Below are 16,342 nucleotides of genomic sequence, written 5' to 3'. Positions count from 1 at the left end.
GAGCCGGACAAAAGAAAGGCCCCGCGGATTCGCATCCGCGGGGCCTTCTCATTCAGGGCCGGACCGGCGCCGCGTAAGAAACTTACTCGGCGGCGACCCGGTGGGCCTGGGAGCCGTCCGTGTAGGTCTCGGCCTGCAGACGCTTGTGCGGAGCGGCACGCCCCGGCAGCGGCGGCAGGGCCTTGGCCTTCTCCAGGTCGATGCCCGCACCTTCGGCGACGCGGCGGCCGTAATCCTCGTCGGCGTGCCAAAAGTGCCAGACCATCCGCAGCTGGATCGGCTCCGGGCACTGCTTCATGTCGCCGACCAGGTTGGCGATCAGGTCGTCCCGCTCCCAATCCTGGAACGAGCGGTACCGGACGCCGGCCTGGGTGTAGTCGTCCTCGGTGCGCGAGGTCTGGTAGCGGCCGAGCTGGCCCTGCACCGGCTGGTGGTAGTCCTTCGCCGGCTTCGGGGCCTCGCGCAGGCCCTCGGCAAGGGTCGAGGGCTCGTAGTTGATGTGCTTGTTCGGTCCGGTCCCGTCGACCGAATAGGTCATCTGGCCGTCCCGCTGGTTCGAGTAGACCTTCACGCCGGGCTGCGGCGCGTTGATCGGCAGCTGGAGGTAGTTCGCGCCGACGCGGTAGCGCTGCGTGTCCGAGTAGGACAGCGTCCGGCCCTGCAGCATCTTGTCGTCCGAGAAGTCGATGCCGTCGACCAGCACGCCGGTGCCGAAGGCCGACTGCTCGACCTCAGCGAAGAAGTTGTCCGGCACCCGGTCCAGCACCATGCGGCCGCAGGGCAGCAGCGGGAACTGATCGACCGGCCACAGCTTCGTGTCGTCCAGCGGATCGAACGACAGATGATCGTTCGGGCCGTCCGGCATGATCTGCACGCAGAATTCCCACTCGGGGAAGTTGCCGGCCTTGATGTTGTCGTAGAGGTCGCGGGTCGCGTGGCCCACGTCCTTGCCCTGGATCTCCGCGGCCTGCGCCGAGGTCAGGTTGCGCACGCCCTGCTTCGGCTCCCAGTGGAACTTGCAGAGCACGGCCTCGCCCTGGTCGTTGACCAGCTTGTAGGTGTTGACGCCCGAGCCTTCCATCTCACGGTAATTGGCCGGGATGCCCCAGGGCGACTTGAGATGCGTCACCATGTGGATCGACTCGGGGTGCTGCGACACGAAGTCGAAGAAGCGCCACGCCTCCTGGCGGTTCGTCACCGGGTCCGGCTTGAACGCGTGGATCATGTCGGGGAACTTGATCGCGTCGCGGATGAAGAACACCTTGAGGTTGTTGCCAACCAGGTCCCAATTGCCGTCGACGGTCTTGAACTTCACCGCGAAGCCGCGCGGGTCGCGCTCGGTCTCCGGGCTCTCCTTGGCGCCGGCCACGGTCGAGAACCGCACGAACATCGGCGTCTTCACGCCGGTCTCGGTCAGCACCCGGGCGCGGGTGTACTTGGAAGCCGGCTCGTTGCCGATCTTGCCGTAGGCCTCGAAGTAGCCGTGGGCGCCGGCGCCGCGGGCGTGGACTACGCGCTCCGGGATCCGCTCACGGTCGAAATGCGTGATCTTCTCGATGAACTGGTAGTTCTCGAGCGTCGCGGGGCCGCGCTCGCCGACCGTGCGGGTGCTCTGGTTGTCGCGGACCGGGTGGCCCTGGCGGGTCGTGAGAATCGGGCGTTGATCGCTCATGCGTCTCGTATCTCCGTGAAGTCCGTCACCGGCATATGGGGCCGACGCGCCAGACTGGAACCGTTCCTACGAGGTTATGGACCCTTGCGGGCCGGATGGCCAATGCATCGTCGCAAACGCCGTGATAGATGCAGCCTATGAACCTCTCGGGCCTATCCCTGCGCGACCTCGAATATGTCGTGGCCGTCGCGGACGAGGGCCATTTCGGTCGGGCGGCCGAGCGCTGCAACGTCAGTCAGCCGACCCTGAGCGTTCAAGTCCGCAAACTCGAAGCTGCGTTGGGGCTCACCCTCTTCGAGCGTTCGAACCGCCGGGTCCTGCTCACGGAGGCCGGCCAGGGGATCGTCCGGCAATCGCGCATCGTCCTGGCCGAGGCCCAGCGCCTGCTGGCGCTGGCCACCGAGGGGCGGGGCTCGCCGCTCACCGGTCGGCTGGTTCTAGCCGCGATCCAGACGTTGGGGCCCTACTTCTTTCCGCTGGTGCTCCGGCCTCTGCGTCAGCAATACCCGCTGCTGGTCCTGTCGCTCTCCGAATCACGCACCGCCGAGATCGTCGAGGGCCTGCGCGACGGGCGCATCGACGCTGCTTTGGTCTCCCTGCCGCTGCCCCCGGTCGGGCTGGCGGTGGCGCCGCTCTTCGTCGAGCCGTTTTGGCTCGCCTGCCCGGCCGAGCACGCCCTGGCCCGCGGCGGCGCTCTCTCGGCCACCGAGATCGCCGGGCCGGATCTGCTGCTGCTCGACGAAGGCAATTGCCTGCGCGACCAGGCGATCGCGGCCTGCGGCGCAGGTTCCTCCGTGGGGCGCCATGCCACCAGCCTCGAAACCCTGCGCTCCATGGTGGCGGCCGGGTCCGGATACACCCTGCTGCCGGCGCTCGCCGTGCCCCCAGGTCCCGATCCGACCGGCCTGACCGTCACCCGAGCCTTCGACGTCGACGGCCCGGGCCGCACCATCGCGTTGGCCTGGCGGGCGAGCGACCCGCGCGCGCCCGGGCTGGCCAACCTTGCGGCGTTCTTCCGCGCGCATGCCCCGGCCGGCACGGCCGCCTGCCGGGACGGGGCGGCGTAGGGTTTCAAAATGGAGTGCCGGGGCGCGGACGTTCGTCGGCACGCCCCGTCATCCCAGGGCGCCGCAGGCGAGCCCGGGATCCAGAGCCGCTGGCAGCGCCTGTTTGTGACGCGATGGAGTGACTGGATTCCGGGCTCCGCGGCGCCGCCCCGGAATGACGGTGTGATTCACGCGGCAGCCGGCTCGTGCGTTGCACCGTACTGCCGGCATGCTGGAGACCGCTTGGTAAGCCCCCCTACCCACGATCCGGAATGTGATGTGTGAAGACGCGCCGGATCGCGGAGAATGCCCCGGCCGGCGCGCATTGGCGGCGCCGAGGAGCAAGCACATGCCGCGCAGACTGATCGCGATCCTGGTCGCCCTCCTCACCCCCGCGGCGGCCCTTGCCGAGCCGCGCGACACCTTCGCCCGCATCGACGCCATCGATCGCGCCTCCCTGGTCATGACTGTCGAAGCCGGCATCGTCCCGCGAGACCTCGGCGCGCGGATCGCCCGTGCCCTGGATCAGGTCGCCGCGGGCGCCGCCAAGCCTGGGTCCGAGCGGCCGGATGACTACCTGCGGATCGAGCCGCTGATCACCGCCGTTGCGGGCCCCGACGCCACGCGGATGCATTCCGGCCGCAGCCGACAGGACATCATCCCCACGGTTTTGAAGCTCGACCAGCGCGACCGGCTGCTCGACCTTGCCGAGGCTCTGGACAAGACCCGGGCCGCCCTCCTGACCGTCGCCGAGCGGGAGGCCGATACGATCATCCCGGCCTATACCAACGGGGTGCAGGCCCAGCCGACGACGCTGGGCCACTCCCTGCTGGGCTATGCTGCCGTGCTGGCGCGCGATGCGGACCGCCTGCGCGAGAGCTGGGCGCGGGTGAACCTGTCGCCGCTCGGCGCCGCGGCACTCGGCACGTCGAGCTTTCCCGTCGACCGCGTTCGCCTCGCCGGGCTCCTGGGCTTCGATGCGCCCGTGGAGAACAGTTACGATGCCGGACAGCTCGCCCCGATGGATCTGGGCCTGGAGCTGACCGGCTTGTCCGCAAACCTGGCGACGACGGCCGGCAGCTTCGCGCAGGACCTCTACGCCCAGTATCACCAGACCCGGCCGTGGATCCTGCTGCGCGAGGGCGCGCTGACGGGCCCGAGCAGCATCATGCCGCAGAAGCGCAATCCCGTCGCCCTCTACGGTCTGCGCATGAAGGCGAGCGACGTGGTCGGCGCCGCGCAGGCCTTCGTCATCATGGCCCACAACGTCGAGTCCGGCATGCCGGACTACAAGCGCAATCAGGCCGAGCCTCCGGGCCGGACCATCTCCGAGGCGGCCGAGACCTGCCGGCGCTGGACCCGCGTCCTCGACGGGTTGGTGATCGACCGGGACCGGGCCGCCGATGAGGTCGCGGCCGACTATTCCACCACCACGGAACTGGCCGACACCCTCCAGCGCGAGGCCGACGTGCCGTTCCGGCTCGAGCATCACTTCGCGTCCGAGCTGGTCGGCTACGGCCGCAGCCACGATCTGCGCCCGGCCGACCTGCCCTTCGCCGAGGTGAAGCGGATCTATGCCGAGGCAGCCGCAGGCACGGGGCTGAAGCCCGACCTGCCCCTGGACGAGGCGCGGTTCCGGGCGGCCCTGTCGGCGCGGGGCATGATCCACGCCGCCAAGGGCCTCGGCGGCCCACAGCCCGCGGAGGTCCGGCGCATGCTCGAAGCCGCCCGGACGCGCCTCGCGGCCGACCGGACCTGGCTGGCTGATCGCCGCACGGCGCTCGCGGCGGCAAGCGGCCAATTGGATGTAGCCTTCGCGGCGCTCACCCAGGTGCCATGACATCGGCCCGATGAGACGCTGGTCCAACCCCATCCCCTCATCCTGAGGAGCCCGCGTCAGCGGGCCTCGAAGGTGTCTTCCAGCCAACCGTGCGATCCCCGGAGGGCTCCTTCGAGGCTGCTGCGCAGCACCTCAGGATGAGGGGTGGGTGGGATAAGCCATGTGCCGGGCGGCGAGCGGCCGAAATGATCAGGTTTGAGAGAAACGGGCCCATGCAAGCCTGTTTGAACACCAGAGCTCGCCGGCCCGGAGATCGGCATTCCCAAAAATCTTTGCCGTGACAGAGCCCATATTGCGGTGTAGCGGCCCTCACGCCCGGCAATCAGTGCGGGTGCATCCCCGCCGGTCGCCTTGCCCCCCTTTCGAACACTCGGCCTCTGGGCCGCCCTCGCCGCCGTGTCCGCTGCCGTCTCGTACGGGCTCGTTCTCGCGCAGTTCCCGGCGGCCCTGTTGCTCGGCCCGATGATCGCGGCGATTACCTTCGGGGTCGGCGGCTCCCGGCTGCACGTGCCGCGCGTCGCCTTCAACGCCGCGCAGGCGATGATCGGCTGCTTGGTGGCCCACGCGGTCACCGGGCAGATCGCCCAGACCCTGTTCGAGGACGGGCCGCTGATCGTGGCCGTGGTGCTGGTGACGGTGGCGGCGAGCGGGCTCGTCGGCTGGATCCTCACCCGGCTGCGGGTGCTGCCCGGGACCACGGCGGCCTGGGGGTCCTCCCCCGGGGGCGCCTCGGCCATGGTGGCGATGGCGGAGGATTTCGGCGCGGATCCGCGGCTCGTCGCCTTCATGCAATATGTCCGGGTTGCCGCCGTGGTGTTCTCGGCCTCGCTGGCCGCCCGGTTTCTGATGGAGACGCCGGTCCCGGGCGCCGCCGCCGGGGCGGCCGAGGTGACGGGCCCGCTGTCGCTGCTGGCGACGCTGGCCGTCGCGGTGGTCGGCGCCGGCGCGGCCCTGGCCCTGCGGGTTCCGGCCGGCGCGCAGATCGGCCCGATGGTGCTCGGCAGCCTCCTTCACGCCACCGGCCTGGTGCGGATGTCCCTGCCGGCGCCGATCCTCGAGCTCGCCTATGCCTGCATCGGCGCCTATGTCGGCCTGCGCTTCACCCGTGAGACCCTGCGGCTCACCTTCTCCGCGCTGCCCGGCATCCTGGCGGCCACGTTTTCCGTAATCGCCTTGTGCGCCGCCTGGGGCTGGGGCCTGACCTTCCTGCTGCCGATCGATCTGCTCACCGCGGTGCTGGCCACCAGCCCGGGCGGGCTCGATTCCGTGGCGATCATCGCGGTCGGCTCGAAGGCGGACGTCTCCTTCGTCCTGGCCGTGCAGACCCTGCGCCTGTTCGTCGTTCTGCTGACCGGGCCGTTGCTCGCCAAGTGGATCAGCCGGTCGGTGCCGGAGGGTGCCGCGCGATGAACGCCCTCGTCCTCGCCTTCCTCAATTCCTGGCGCGGCCTGCGCCACGGCGCCCGCACCGAGCGGGCGGTGCGGCAGGAGCTGGTGCTGTTGGCGCTCGGCGTGCCGGTGGCCCTGCTGCTGGGCGCGACCCTCTGGGTCCGGATCGCCCTGCTGGTCAGCCTGCTGCTGATGCTGGCCGCCGAGTTCCTGAACACCGCCGTGGAGAAGCTCTGCGACCACGTCCACCCGGATCACCACCCGATGATCGGCACCGTGAAGGACCTCGCCTCGGCCGGCACCTTCATGTCGCAGATGGCGGCTCTGCTGGTGTGGGTGGCGGCGCTGGTGGAGCGGGTGGGGTAAGGGCCGCAGGCCCCCCGCTCGCATCTGGCGCTTTGAAGGTCTATCTCGGCCCATCCGCGCCACGCGCCGAAGTCCCAAAACAATGACCGACTACATCCGCAAGATCCTGACCGCCCGCGTCTACGACGTGGCGATCGAGAGCCCGCTCGATCCGATGCCGCGGATGACCAAGCGGCTCGGCCGGCCCGTGCTCCTGAAGCGCGAGGATCTGCAGCCGGTCTTCTCGTTCAAGCTGCGGGGCGCCTACAACAAGATGTCGGGGCTGAGCCCGGACCAGATCGCCCGGGGCGTCGTCTGCGCCTCGGCGGGCAACCATGCGCAGGGCGTGGCGCTGGCGGCGGCCAAGCTCGGGGCCCGGGCGGTGATCGTGATGCCGCGCACCACCCCGTCGATCAAGGTCGATGCCTGCCGGGCGCGCGGCGCCGAGGTCGTGCTGCACGGCGACGCCTTCGACGAGGCCCTGGCCCAGGCGAAGATTCTGGAGGCCGAACAGGGCCTGACCTTCCTGCACCCGTTCGACGATCCCGAGGTGATCGCCGGCCAGGGGACGATCGGCAAGGAGATCCTGGAGCAGCATACCGGGCCGATCGAGGCGATCTTCGTGCCGGTGGGCGGCGGCGGGCTGGCGGCCGGGATCGCGACCTTCGTGAAGTACCTGCGGCCCGGCACCAAGGTGATCGGCGTCGAGCCGGAGGACGCCGCCTGCATGGCCGCGGCCCTGGCCGCCGACACGCGGGTCAGCCTGCCCACGGTCGGGCTGTTCGCCGACGGCGTCGCCGTGCGCCAGGCCGGCGAGGAGACCTTCCGGCTCTGCCGCGAGCACCTCGACGAAGTCATCACGGTGGACACCGACGCCATGTGCGCGGCGGTCAAGGACATCTTCGACGACACCCGCGCCGTCTCCGAGCCCTCCGGGGCGCTGAGCCTTGCCGGGGCCAAGCTCTACGCCGAGCGCGAGGGCGGCGACGGCACCCTGATCGCCATCTCGTCGGGGGCGAATCTCAACTTCGACCGGCTGCGCCACATCGCCGAGCGGGCGGAGATCGGCGAGCAGCGCGAGGTCCTGCTCGGCGTCACCATCCCGGAGCAGCCCGGCGCCTACCGGGCGTTCATACGGGCGCTCGGGCCGCGGGCGATCACCGAGTTCAACTACCGCCACGCGCCGGGCGCCGAGGCGCAGATCTTCGTGGGCATCAACGTCGCGGGGGGCAAGCGCGAGAAGCAGGGGCTGATTGGCGATTTGCGTGAGGCCGGCTACCGGGTGCTCGACATGAGCGACAACGAGATGGCCAAGGTCCATGTCCGCTACATGGTCGGCGGCCGGGCGGTGGGCGTCGCGCATGAGCGGCTGTTCCGCTTCCAGTTCCCGGAGCGGCCGGGCGCGCTGATGAAGTTCCTGGACGCCCTGGGCCCGAACTTCGACATCACCCTGTTCCACTACCGCAACCACGGCGCCGATTACGGCCGGGTGCTCGCCGGGATCGCGGTGCCGCCGGCCGAGCGCGCCCGGTTCGACGCGGCGATCGAGGCGCTGGGCTACCCGGCCACCGACGAGACCGAGAACCCGGCCTATCGCCTGTTCCTCGACGGCGAGGCGGCTGCGTAGGCCTCAGCTGCCGACGGTATCGACCGAGATGACGTCGGCCGTCTCACGCAGCTTCGCGGCGATCGCCTCGAAGCTCGTCCGCGACAGCCGCACGAAGGTGACGGTCACCTCGTCGAGCTCCGGGTCCGAGGCCGGGCGGGTGGTGAACTGGCGGACCCGCGAGGCGCGCTCGCCCGTGACGTCGTGCAGCGTGTCGATCGACATGGTGCCCTTGCGGACGGTCATCCGCAGGGTCTGGGACCGCATCCGCTCCCGCCAGCGCTCCTCGAACGGCTTGATCCCGGCCAGGATCCCGACCACCAGCGCCGTGGTCGCCAGGGCCGGCACGTAGAGCCCGCTGCCCACCGCGAGCCCGATGGCGGCAACGCCCCAGAGGCTCGCCGCCGTGGTGAGGCCCTTCACCACCTCGCCGCGCAGCAGGATCGTGCCGGCCCCGAGGAACCCGATCCCCGAGACCACCTGCGCGGCGATGCGCGAGGGATCGAGCACGACGTTCTTCGTCCCGAGCACGTCGCTGAAGCCGAAGGCCGAAACGATCATGATCAGGCAGGAGCCGACGCACACGAGCATGTGCGTCCGCAGGCCCGCCGCCCAGAGCAGCCGCTCCCGCTCCAGCCCGATCACGCTGCCCGCCAGAGCCGCCAGGGCGAGCCGCGTCACCATCTCCGCGTTGCTGATCAGGATCGCCTCCGTCTGTCCGCGTTACGCGGATCGGTTCTGGAGGTACCGGAAGTGCGGATCAAGGCGGGTTCGGAATTCGACCGTGCTCCGTCATTGCAAGCGCAGCGAAGCAACCCAGAAACGCGCCACGTCTTGGGATCGCGCGCTGCCCTAGCTAGGTTGCTTCGCTGCGCTCGCAATGACGGCGAGGCGTCGTCGTCGAGAGCCCCCTGCTCAGGCCACCCCGAGAGCCGCCTTCTCCACCTCGTAGGCCGCCCGGACGGCGGCCGGACCATAGGCCCGCTCCAGCCGCCGCACGGTGAAATGCGCGCGGGCGGTCGATTGGAAGTGGCTCATGAAGGCGGTGTTCACCGCGGCGCCGCCGAAGGCGCCCAGGATCGGCACCGCCTGGGCGGCGACCTTCTGGGATACGACGAGACCGAACCGGGCCGCGATCTGCGCGGTGAACCGGATCAGCGCCGGGGCCGACTGGTCGAGCAGGGTCTTGCTGCCGGCGTAGCGGGCCGCCTCGGACAGGGTCTTGGCCAGGGCCGCGCGCACAGCGAAGTAACCGCTCTCGGTGAGCGCCGAGCCGGCCTCGCTCTCGGCCGCCGTGCGGCCGCCCAGCGCGAAGACCTGGACACAGGCCAGGGCGCCTTCCGGCGTCTCGAGATCCTCGCCCTCCTCCCGGGCGATCTCGGCGATCGAGCGCAGCATCAGCGTGGTCGAGACGGGAAGCTCCACCGCCAGGGTCGCGAGCCCGAACGCCCCCCCGATGGCGCCGGAGAGCGCCGCGAAGGCCTTGTGTTTGGTATCGCCCGAACCCAACAGCCGGGTCAGCCGGCTCTCCGTCCTGGCGACGCCCTCCTCGAGCGTGGTGCCATCGGCGGGGACCACGTTCGTGCGCGGCAGCGTCGCCAGGGCGACCCGCAGCGCGCCGCGCATCGCCGCCTCGGTGGACCGGCCGACCGCCTCGGTGACCGGAGCGGGCAGAGAGCGGCCGATGATGTCGAGGGGGGCACCGGCGGCCGAGGACAGGCGGGCGGCGAGGCTCGGCCGCTCCAACACCTGCACGGCCCGGCGCAGCGCAGCGAGGTCCGCCTCGCTCAAGGCGGTCTCGGGGATCGTCGCCGGCAGCGTTTCGTCGGCGCGAGTGAGGTCGCTCGTGCTCATCCGTCAATTCCTGAATCTGGTCGCATCACGCGGTGCCGGAGGCCCGCGCCGTGGAAGGAAGCTCGGGCGCCGGGATGCGGTTCCCCGCTTCCTCGGACGCCCGCGCGGCGGCCTCGTCCTGCCGCCGCCCGCGTCGCCCGACCGCGAGGCACAGGATCAGCACCGGGATCCCGACCAGCGAGGTCATGACGAAGAAGGCCGGATAGCCGATCGCCGCGACCACGAACCCCGAGGAGCCTGCGACCAGTTTGCCCGGCAGGGCGTAGAGTGAGGAGAACAGCGCGTACTGCGTCGCCGCATAGGCCGTGCTGGTGAGGCTGGACATGTAGGCGATGAGGACGATGCCCGCGAAGGAGCCGCAGAAGTTCTCGATCGAGATCGCGATCGTCAAGCGCCAGATCTCGGGGGCGCCGGCCGAGAGCCACGCGAAGGCGAGATGCGAGGACGCCGCCAGGAAGGCACCGAGGAGGAGGGTCGGGAATAGACCCATCCGGGCCAGCGCCCAACCGCCCGCGAAGCCGCCCGCGATCCCGACCCAGATGCCATAGAGCTTGGTGACGGTGGCAATCTCCTTCAGGTCGAAGCCGAGTGCCCGGTACAATGGGCTCGCCATCACCCCCGACAGAAAGTCCGGCAGGCGGTAGAGGGCCACCAGCAGCAGGATACCCCAGAGCGCGCCACCGAAGCGGCCGTGCAGCTCGGTCAGCGGCTCGAGCACGGCCCGGCGCATCGACCAGAACCGGGAATGGCCGGTCGCATCCGCCTGGACCCGCGGCGGCGCGTCGAAGGCCGGCGCCAGAAGCGCGGCGATCATGCCCACCAGCATCAGGGCGGCCATGATCAGGTAGGCGAGCGTCCAGCCTCCGGCCGAGGCGATGAACAGGGCCCCGGCCCCGGCCGCGATCAGCCCGAGCCGGTAGCCGAGGTTCGAGGTCGCCGCCAGGATGCCCTGGAAGTCGCTGCCGGCCGCGTCGATGCGCCAGCCATCCACCACCACGTCCTGGCTGGCCGCGCAGAAGGCCACCAGAAAGGCCCCGAGACCGAGTAGGGCCAGATTGGTGTTCGGGTCCGAGAAGGCCATCAGGATCAGGCACGCGGCGACGGCGGCCTGCGTCGTCACCATCCAGGCCCTGCGCCGGCCGAGCCGCCTGCTCAGGACCGGCACGTTCAGCCGGTCGATCGCCGGCGCCCACAGGAATTTCAGCGAGTACGGCAGGGCCACGTAGCTGAACAGGCCGATCGCCCGCACGTCGATATCCGAGAAGGCGAGCCGGAGCGTGAAGGTCCCGAGCACCAGCAGCAGCGGCAGCCCGGAGGAGAATCCGAGCGCCAGCATCAGTATGATCCGCCGGTCCTCGACGATGTCGCGCAGATGAAAGCGACGCAAAGCCTGTGGCGGGTTGCCCATGGTATGGAACTCCTGAGCCCTATTGGCCTTGATCTCGCGAAATCGTGGCAGCCTTGGGCCGTTCGGGTCTCGGCTGAATCGGGAGGCCGAGCGCCTTTATCATGGTCGAAGCATGCTTAACGTGGTGTCCACGTTCCGCAGCCGCGGAGCGCGCAGGGGGCCGCCGCTGGCTCAAATCGTGTCGACCAAGTGTGGAATGATGTGTTGAGTGCCCCTCTCGAGCCCAGTCCGCCGCATGCGATGCTGGTCGATGCCTTCGCGCGCAGTCCATCCCCGATGGTCATCACGGACGCGCGCGCGCCCGACAACCCGATCTCCTGGGCCAACGACGCGTTCCTGGAACTGACCGGGTTCGACGCCGACGAGCTTCTGGGGCGCAACTGCCGCATGCTTCAGGGACTGGGAACCGATCCGGCCGAGATCGCTCGGATCCGGACCGCCGTCGAGGCCGGCAATCCCGTCACGGCCGAGCTGCTGAACTACCGCAAGGATGGCTCCACCTATTGGAGCGCGATGACGATCACGCCGGTCCACGACGCGGCCGGTCTCGCGTATTTCTACGCGGCGCAGGCCGACATGACGCACACCCGCGAGCGCGAGGTGACGATGCGCGTCACCAACGACGAGCTCGAGCGCTTGGTGGCGGCCCGCACCCACGACCTGAGCGCCGCCCTGGAGCAGAAGACGGCCCTGCTCCACGAGGTCGATCACCGGGTGAAGAACAATCTTCAGGTGATCTCCTCGCTGATGCTGCTCAAGGCCCGTCGCACTCCGGAGGGCGATGCGCGGGACGCGCTCCAGGGCATGGCCGAGCGGATCGGCGCCCTCTCGACCGCGCACCGGATGCTCTACTCGGAGGGCGACTGCACCCATTTCAACCTCGGCGATTTCGCGGCCGAGTTCCTGTCCGACGTGAATGCCGGGCTCGATCACGACAAGCAGCGGGTCGAGGCCGAGGTCGAGCCGATCGCGGTGGCCGCCGCGATGGCGGCGCCGCTGGCCCTGCTGATCCACGAGCTGACCGCCAACGCCCTGCGCCATGCCTTCCCGAACGCGCGCGAGGGACGCGTCTCGATCACGGCCCGCCGCACCGAGGCCGGCATGCAGCTGACGATCCGGGACGACGGCGTCGGCTTGGCGGCGGCCGCGCCGAACCCCGCGGGCTTCGGCCGGAATCTGGTGGAAATGGTGGTCCGCCAGCTGCGCGGGACCATCGCCTGGGCCGATGCCGGGCCCGGCACCCATGTCGAGATCGATATCCCGCTCCAACTGCCGGCTTGAGAATTCGGGCCAAACGCTTCAAGCTCGCGCCAAGCTCAGCGGTCGAGACACCAAAAGGGAGATCGCATGAGGGGTGGGAACGCCGGCGCGGATGCTGCGCTCCGCATCCTCGTGGTCGAGGATGAGGTGCTGATCGCGCTCGAACTTGAATGCCTGCTCGACGAACTCGGGCATGTCACGGTCGGTATCGCTGGCAGTTCAGCGGAGGCGATCGCGTTAGGACGCTCGGCCGAACCCGACGTCGCCTTCGTGGACATCCACTTGGTCGACGGACCCACCGGCGTGGAGGTCGCCCGGGCGCTGGCCGCCGACCCGCGGATCACCGTGGTGTTCATGACCGCCAATTCCAAGCGCATCCCTGCGGACTTTGCAGGGGCCATCGGGGTGATCGCGAAACCCTATTCCGAGCGCGTGGTCGCCAGCATCCTGGACTGGGTCGCCGACCGGCGCGCCGGCCGGGCACAGCAGCACGTCGCCCCGGATGGGTTTCACTTCGCACCGGCGCCGTAGTTTTTTCGGACACCGGATTTTCCGATCAAACCCCCTCATCCAGAGGGGCTGGAGCGCAGCGGAGGCCTCGAAGGAGGCCTCCAGCCAACCGCGCGATCTCTGAAAATCTCCTTCGAGGCCCGTGGATCCGGCCGCCTCGGGACAAGGGCCCGGGTGGGATTAGCCCCACGCCCCCCAAAATCACCGCTTCTCCGCCCGTTCCCGCTTGAGTCGGTAAAGTGCATCCAGCGCTTCCCGGGGCGTCAGCGCATCCGGATCGATGGTGTCGAGGAGCGCCCCCAGGGGATCCTCCGCCGGGGGCTCCGGCGGTGGCGGCGGGGCCAATGCCGCAAACAGCGGCAGGTCGTCGATCTTGGCCCGGGCCGGGCGCCCCCGCTCGGCCTTTTCCAGGCTCTTGAGGATCGCCCCGGCGCGCGCCACGACGCTGCCCGGCAAACCGGCGAGCCGTGCCACCTGCAGGCCGTAGCTGCGCTCGGCGATGCCCGGCACCACCTCGTGCAGGAACACCACGCCGTCCCGGTGCTCGGCCACCTTGAGGGTGGCGTTGTCGAGCCGCGCCAGCCGATCGCCCAAAGCGGTCAGCTCGTGGAAATGGGTGGCGAACAGCGCCCGGCAGGCATTGGCCTCGTGCAGATGCTCCAGGCAAGCCCAGGCGATCGACAGCCCGTCGAAGGTCGCCGTGCCGCGGCCGATCTCGTCGAGGATCACCAGGGAGCGGCGGGTGGCCTGATTGAGGATCGCGGCGGTCTCGACCATCTCGACCATGAAGGTCGATTGCCCCCGCGCTAGGTCGTCCGCCGCGCCGACTCGGGAGAACAGCCGGTCGACCCGGCCGATCCGCGCCGACGCGGCCGGTACGAAGGCGCCCATCTGGGCCAGCACCGCGATCAGCGCGTTCTGGCGCAGGAAGGTCGACTTGCCGCCCATGTTCGGGCCGGTGATCAGCCGGATCCGGCCCCGCGTCTCACCCGACAGGTCGCAATCGTTGGCGATGAACGGCTCGCCGGCCCGGCGCAGGGCCGCCTCAACCACAGGATGCCGTCCGCCGGTGATGGCGAAGGCCAGGGAATCGTCCACTTCCGGCCGGCGCCAATCGAGTTCGACCGCCAGCTCGGCGTTGCTGGCCGCGACGTCGACCGCCGCCAGGGCTTCGGCGACCTGCGCAGTCTGCGAAGACTGTTCGACGATACGGTTGGCCAATTCGTCGAAGATCTTCGATTCCAGGGCGAGCGCGCGGTCCGAAGCGCCGGAGATCCTTCGCTCGAGATCGCCCAATTCAACGCTGGTGAAGCGCATCGCGTCGACCATGGTCTGCCGATGCACGAAGTCCCGCTGCAATCCCTTGAGGCAGGCCTCGCCCACCGATTGCGGTACTTCTATGAAAAACCCGAGCAGGTTGTTGTGCTTGATCCGCAGGGTCCGGCAGCCCGTCTCCTCGGCGTAGCGGGCCTGGAGCGCCGCCACGACCTTGCGCGAATCCTGGCCGAGCAGTCGAGCCTCATCGATCTCGTCCGAGTAACCCGTCCGGATGAAGCCGCCGTCCCGCCGGGACAGCGGCAGCTCGTCGGCCAGCGCCCGCCGCAACGTGTCCGCCAAGTCCGGATCGGACGCGCCCAGAGCCTCGGCGATCGCGGTGAGCTCGGCTGTCGCTGCCCCCGCCCGCGTCAGCACCGCGCCGAGCCCGGCCGCCGCCATCAGCCCGTCGCGGATCGCCGCCAAATCGCGCGGGCCGCCGCGTCCCAGGCCCACCCGGGACAGCGCCCGGGCCAGGTCGGGCGCCCGGGCCAGCGTCTCGCGGATCGCCCGACGCAGGGCGTGATCCTCGGCGAGATACGCAACGGTCTCGTGCCTCTGCGCGATCCCCGCCAGATCGGTCAGCGGCCCAGCCAAGCGCTCGGCGAGCAGCCGGGCACCGTTGGCGGTCACCGTCCGGTCGACCGTATCGAGCAGGCTGCCAGTCCGCTCGCCTGAGAGCGTACGGGTCAGCTCGAGGTTGGCGCGGGTCGCGGCATCAATGGCCAGCGTCGACCCGGCCTCTTCGCGGGTCGGTACCGACAGGGGCGCCCGGGCAGCGAGCTGCGTCCGAGCGATGTACAGGAGCCCGGTTCCGGCCGCCTGAATCTCGGCTCGGGTAAAGCTGCCGAAGCCGTCGAGCGTCGAGACGCCGTATTGTTCGCGCACGCGCCGCTCGGCCGCCGCAGGCTCCAGCTCCGCCTGGGCCAGTGGGACGATGGCGGCCCGGCTCTCCTGCCAGATCCGCGCCAGCGCCGGATCGGCATGAATTGCCTCGGACAGGACGATCTCGCGCGGATCGTGCCGGGCGATTGCGCCTGCGAGATCACCGGCGGGTACCTCGCTCAGGGAAAAGCGGCCGGTGGAGATGTCGATCGCGGCCAAGCCATAGGCGGTGGCGCCCTCTCCCGTCTTGCGCCGCCCGATCGCCAGCAGCAGGTTGGCACGCGCCGGGTCGAGCAGGCGGTCCTCGGTGATGGTGCCCGGCGTGACGAGGCGCACGACCTCGCGCCGAACAACCGATTTCGGCCCGCGCCGCTTGGCTTCGGCGGGATCCTCAGTCTGCTCGCAGACGGCCACCCGGTTGCCCATGGCGATGAGGCGGCTGAGGTAATCGTCGGCCCGGTCCACCGGGACGCCGCACATCGGGATCTCGGCGCCGCCGTGGCGGCCACGCTTGGTCAGCACGATGCCGAGCGCCCGGGAGGCGATCTCCGCGTCGCCGAAGAACAGCTCGTAGAAATCGCCCATCCGGTAGAACAGGAGGCAATCGGGATTGGCCGCCTTGATCTCGATATACTGCGCCATCATGGGCGTGGCGCCGGCCGGATCCAGGGCGGCGGCGGGTGGCATTTCGGGGGCGGGGCGGACGGCGGTTCGGGCCATGCCGCCTCTTAGCAGAGTGCCGCAGGCGAATCAGTCCGTGTGGGGCGACGCGCCTGGGGAGAAGCCGCCACCACCGGTGGATGAGGCGTCCGCGAAACAGAAAGCCCGGCGCTATGGGCGCCGGGCTTTCCTTCGAATTAGGCGAGACGGCTCAGTAGCGCGGGCCACCGGTGGTGTTGCCCAGGTTCTGCTGGTAGCCGCGCAGGGCGGGGTTCTTCGCGTTCGGGTTACCGTGGCGCATCGTATTCATGCGGCGCATCCGACGCTCGTGTCGTGTGGAATGGTGACGGTGCATCCGATGATGCCGATGGTGATGCATCGCGACCGTATCCACCATGTCTGCCGGGGCTAGGCCCGGCTGTGGCATGGCAGGCGTCGCCTGAACCGCGGCTGTTCCGGCGAGGAGACCGCCGAAGAACAGGCCGGCGGTCAGGAGGGAACGAAATGACATTTTTAAAATGCTCCGGTCTGGTCCGAGAAGTGTCAGCTCAATG

Annotated in this window: 13 protein-coding genes; 7 read left to right on the top strand and 6 right to left on the bottom strand. The window is 69.8% G+C overall.

All coding sequences use genetic code 11. The features are described 5' to 3' along the window. Positions 1-82: 82 nt before the first annotated feature. Complete coding sequence (locus MKK65_RS19330) at positions 83-1,672, bottom strand: catalase (RefSeq protein ID WP_243959805.1); 1,590 nt, start codon at positions 1,670-1,672, stop codon at positions 83-85. Positions 1,673-1,809: 137 nt separating this feature from the next. On the opposite strand from MKK65_RS19330, the gene MKK65_RS19325 reads away from it, so the two are divergent. The 5 genes from MKK65_RS19325 to ilvA all read left to right on the top strand — a co-directional run bounded on the left by MKK65_RS19325 (position 1,810) and on the right by ilvA (position 7,918). Further along, complete coding sequence (locus MKK65_RS19325; RefSeq protein WP_243959803.1) at positions 1,810-2,739, top strand: LysR substrate-binding domain-containing protein; 930 nt, start codon at positions 1,810-1,812, stop codon at positions 2,737-2,739. 328 nt (positions 2,740-3,067) lie between these two features. Further along, complete coding sequence (locus MKK65_RS19320; protein WP_243959801.1) at positions 3,068-4,558, top strand: argininosuccinate lyase; 1,491 nt, start codon at positions 3,068-3,070, stop codon at positions 4,556-4,558. Positions 4,559-4,909: 351 nt separating this feature from the next. Then, positions 4,910-5,968, top strand: coding sequence for an AbrB family transcriptional regulator (locus tag MKK65_RS19315; protein WP_243959799.1), 1,059 nt, complete (start codon positions 4,910-4,912; stop codon positions 5,966-5,968). After that, positions 5,965-6,312: a diacylglycerol kinase gene (locus MKK65_RS19310; protein ID WP_243959797.1), complete on the top strand. Its 348-nt coding sequence runs from the start codon at positions 5,965-5,967 to the stop codon at positions 6,310-6,312. The genes MKK65_RS19315 and MKK65_RS19310 overlap by 4 nt, the downstream gene beginning before the upstream one ends. An 82-nt stretch (positions 6,313-6,394) precedes the next feature. Further along, positions 6,395-7,918 carry a threonine ammonia-lyase, biosynthetic gene (gene ilvA / locus MKK65_RS19305; protein ID WP_243959795.1) on the top strand — a complete coding sequence of 508 codons (1,524 nt, stop codon included), beginning with the start codon at positions 6,395-6,397 and terminating at the stop codon, positions 7,916-7,918. Between the two features lie 3 nt (positions 7,919-7,921). Here the strand turns inward: ilvA and MKK65_RS19300 are convergent, their stop codons facing one another. The 3 genes from MKK65_RS19300 to MKK65_RS19290 form a co-directional block, all read right to left on the bottom strand. Then, positions 7,922-8,581: an MgtC/SapB family protein gene (locus MKK65_RS19300; protein ID WP_082643100.1), complete on the bottom strand. Its 660-nt coding sequence runs from the start codon at positions 8,579-8,581 to the stop codon at positions 7,922-7,924. Positions 8,582-8,812: 231 nt separating this feature from the next. Beyond that, positions 8,813-9,751 carry an EcsC family protein gene (locus MKK65_RS19295; RefSeq protein ID WP_058190479.1) on the bottom strand — a complete coding sequence of 313 codons (939 nt, stop codon included), beginning with the start codon at positions 9,749-9,751 and terminating at the stop codon, positions 8,813-8,815. Between the two features lie 25 nt (positions 9,752-9,776). Then, positions 9,777-11,159 carry an AmpG family muropeptide MFS transporter gene (locus MKK65_RS19290; protein WP_243959793.1) on the bottom strand — a complete coding sequence of 461 codons (1,383 nt, stop codon included), beginning with the start codon at positions 11,157-11,159 and terminating at the stop codon, positions 9,777-9,779. Positions 11,160-11,399: 240 nt separating this feature from the next. Between MKK65_RS19290 and MKK65_RS19285 the strand changes: the two genes are divergently transcribed. Together MKK65_RS19285 and MKK65_RS19280 are read left to right on the top strand one after the other, a co-directional pair. Then, positions 11,400-12,440, top strand: coding sequence for a PAS domain-containing protein (locus MKK65_RS19285; RefSeq protein ID WP_243959835.1), 1,041 nt, complete (start codon positions 11,400-11,402; stop codon positions 12,438-12,440). Between the two features lie 66 nt (positions 12,441-12,506). Beyond that, on the top strand, positions 12,507-12,950 hold the full coding sequence (locus tag MKK65_RS19280; RefSeq protein ID WP_243959791.1) for a response regulator: 444 nt from the start codon (positions 12,507-12,509) through the stop codon (positions 12,948-12,950). A gap of 180 nt (positions 12,951-13,130) precedes the next feature. On the opposite strand, the gene mutS is transcribed toward MKK65_RS19280, so the two are convergent. Both mutS and MKK65_RS19270 read right to left on the bottom strand, forming a co-directional pair. Further along, positions 13,131-15,848, bottom strand: coding sequence for a DNA mismatch repair protein MutS (gene mutS, locus MKK65_RS19275; protein WP_243959789.1), 2,718 nt, complete (start codon positions 15,846-15,848; stop codon positions 13,131-13,133). 151 nt (positions 15,849-15,999) lie between these two features. Continuing rightward, a complete protein-coding gene (locus tag MKK65_RS19270) occupies positions 16,000-16,299 on the bottom strand; it encodes a hypothetical protein (RefSeq protein ID WP_058190474.1) in 300 nt (99 codons plus the stop codon). Positions 16,300-16,342: the final 43 nt, after the last annotated feature.

Origin of the sequence: Methylobacterium sp. J-001 (assembly GCF_022829565.1) — a bacterium.
Classification (GTDB): Bacteria; Pseudomonadota; Alphaproteobacteria; order Rhizobiales; family Beijerinckiaceae; genus Methylobacterium.
This window is presented reverse-complemented; position numbering and strand designations above follow the sequence as displayed.

Excerpts from the sequence above, each read along its gene's own strand:
- MKK65_RS19310 (WP_243959797.1), top strand. The coding sequence starts at position 5,965 with ATGAACGCCCTCGTCCTCGCCTTCCTCAATTCCTGGCGCGGCCTGCGC.
- MKK65_RS19285 (WP_243959835.1), top strand. The coding sequence starts at position 11,400 with ATGCTGGTCGATGCCTTCGCGCGCAGTCCATCCCCGATGGTCATCACG.
- MKK65_RS19300 (WP_082643100.1), bottom strand. The coding sequence starts at position 8,581 with ATGGTGACGCGGCTCGCCCTGGCGGCTCTGGCGGGCAGCGTGATCGGG.
- MKK65_RS19295 (WP_058190479.1), bottom strand. The coding sequence starts at position 9,751 with ATGAGCACGAGCGACCTCACTCGCGCCGACGAAACGCTGCCGGCGACG.
- ilvA (WP_243959795.1), top strand. The coding sequence starts at position 6,395 with ATGACCGACTACATCCGCAAGATCCTGACCGCCCGCGTCTACGACGTG.
- mutS (WP_243959789.1), bottom strand. The coding sequence starts at position 15,848 with ATGGCCCGAACCGCCGTCCGCCCCGCCCCCGAAATGCCACCCGCCGCC.
- MKK65_RS19320 (WP_243959801.1), top strand. The coding sequence starts at position 3,068 with ATGCCGCGCAGACTGATCGCGATCCTGGTCGCCCTCCTCACCCCCGCG.
- MKK65_RS19330 (WP_243959805.1), bottom strand. The coding sequence starts at position 1,672 with ATGAGCGATCAACGCCCGATTCTCACGACCCGCCAGGGCCACCCGGTC.
- MKK65_RS19325 (WP_243959803.1), top strand. The coding sequence starts at position 1,810 with ATGAACCTCTCGGGCCTATCCCTGCGCGACCTCGAATATGTCGTGGCC.
- MKK65_RS19290 (WP_243959793.1), bottom strand. The coding sequence starts at position 11,159 with ATGGGCAACCCGCCACAGGCTTTGCGTCGCTTTCATCTGCGCGACATC.
- MKK65_RS19270 (WP_058190474.1), bottom strand. The coding sequence starts at position 16,299 with ATGTCATTTCGTTCCCTCCTGACCGCCGGCCTGTTCTTCGGCGGTCTC.
- MKK65_RS19280 (WP_243959791.1), top strand. The coding sequence starts at position 12,507 with ATGAGGGGTGGGAACGCCGGCGCGGATGCTGCGCTCCGCATCCTCGTG.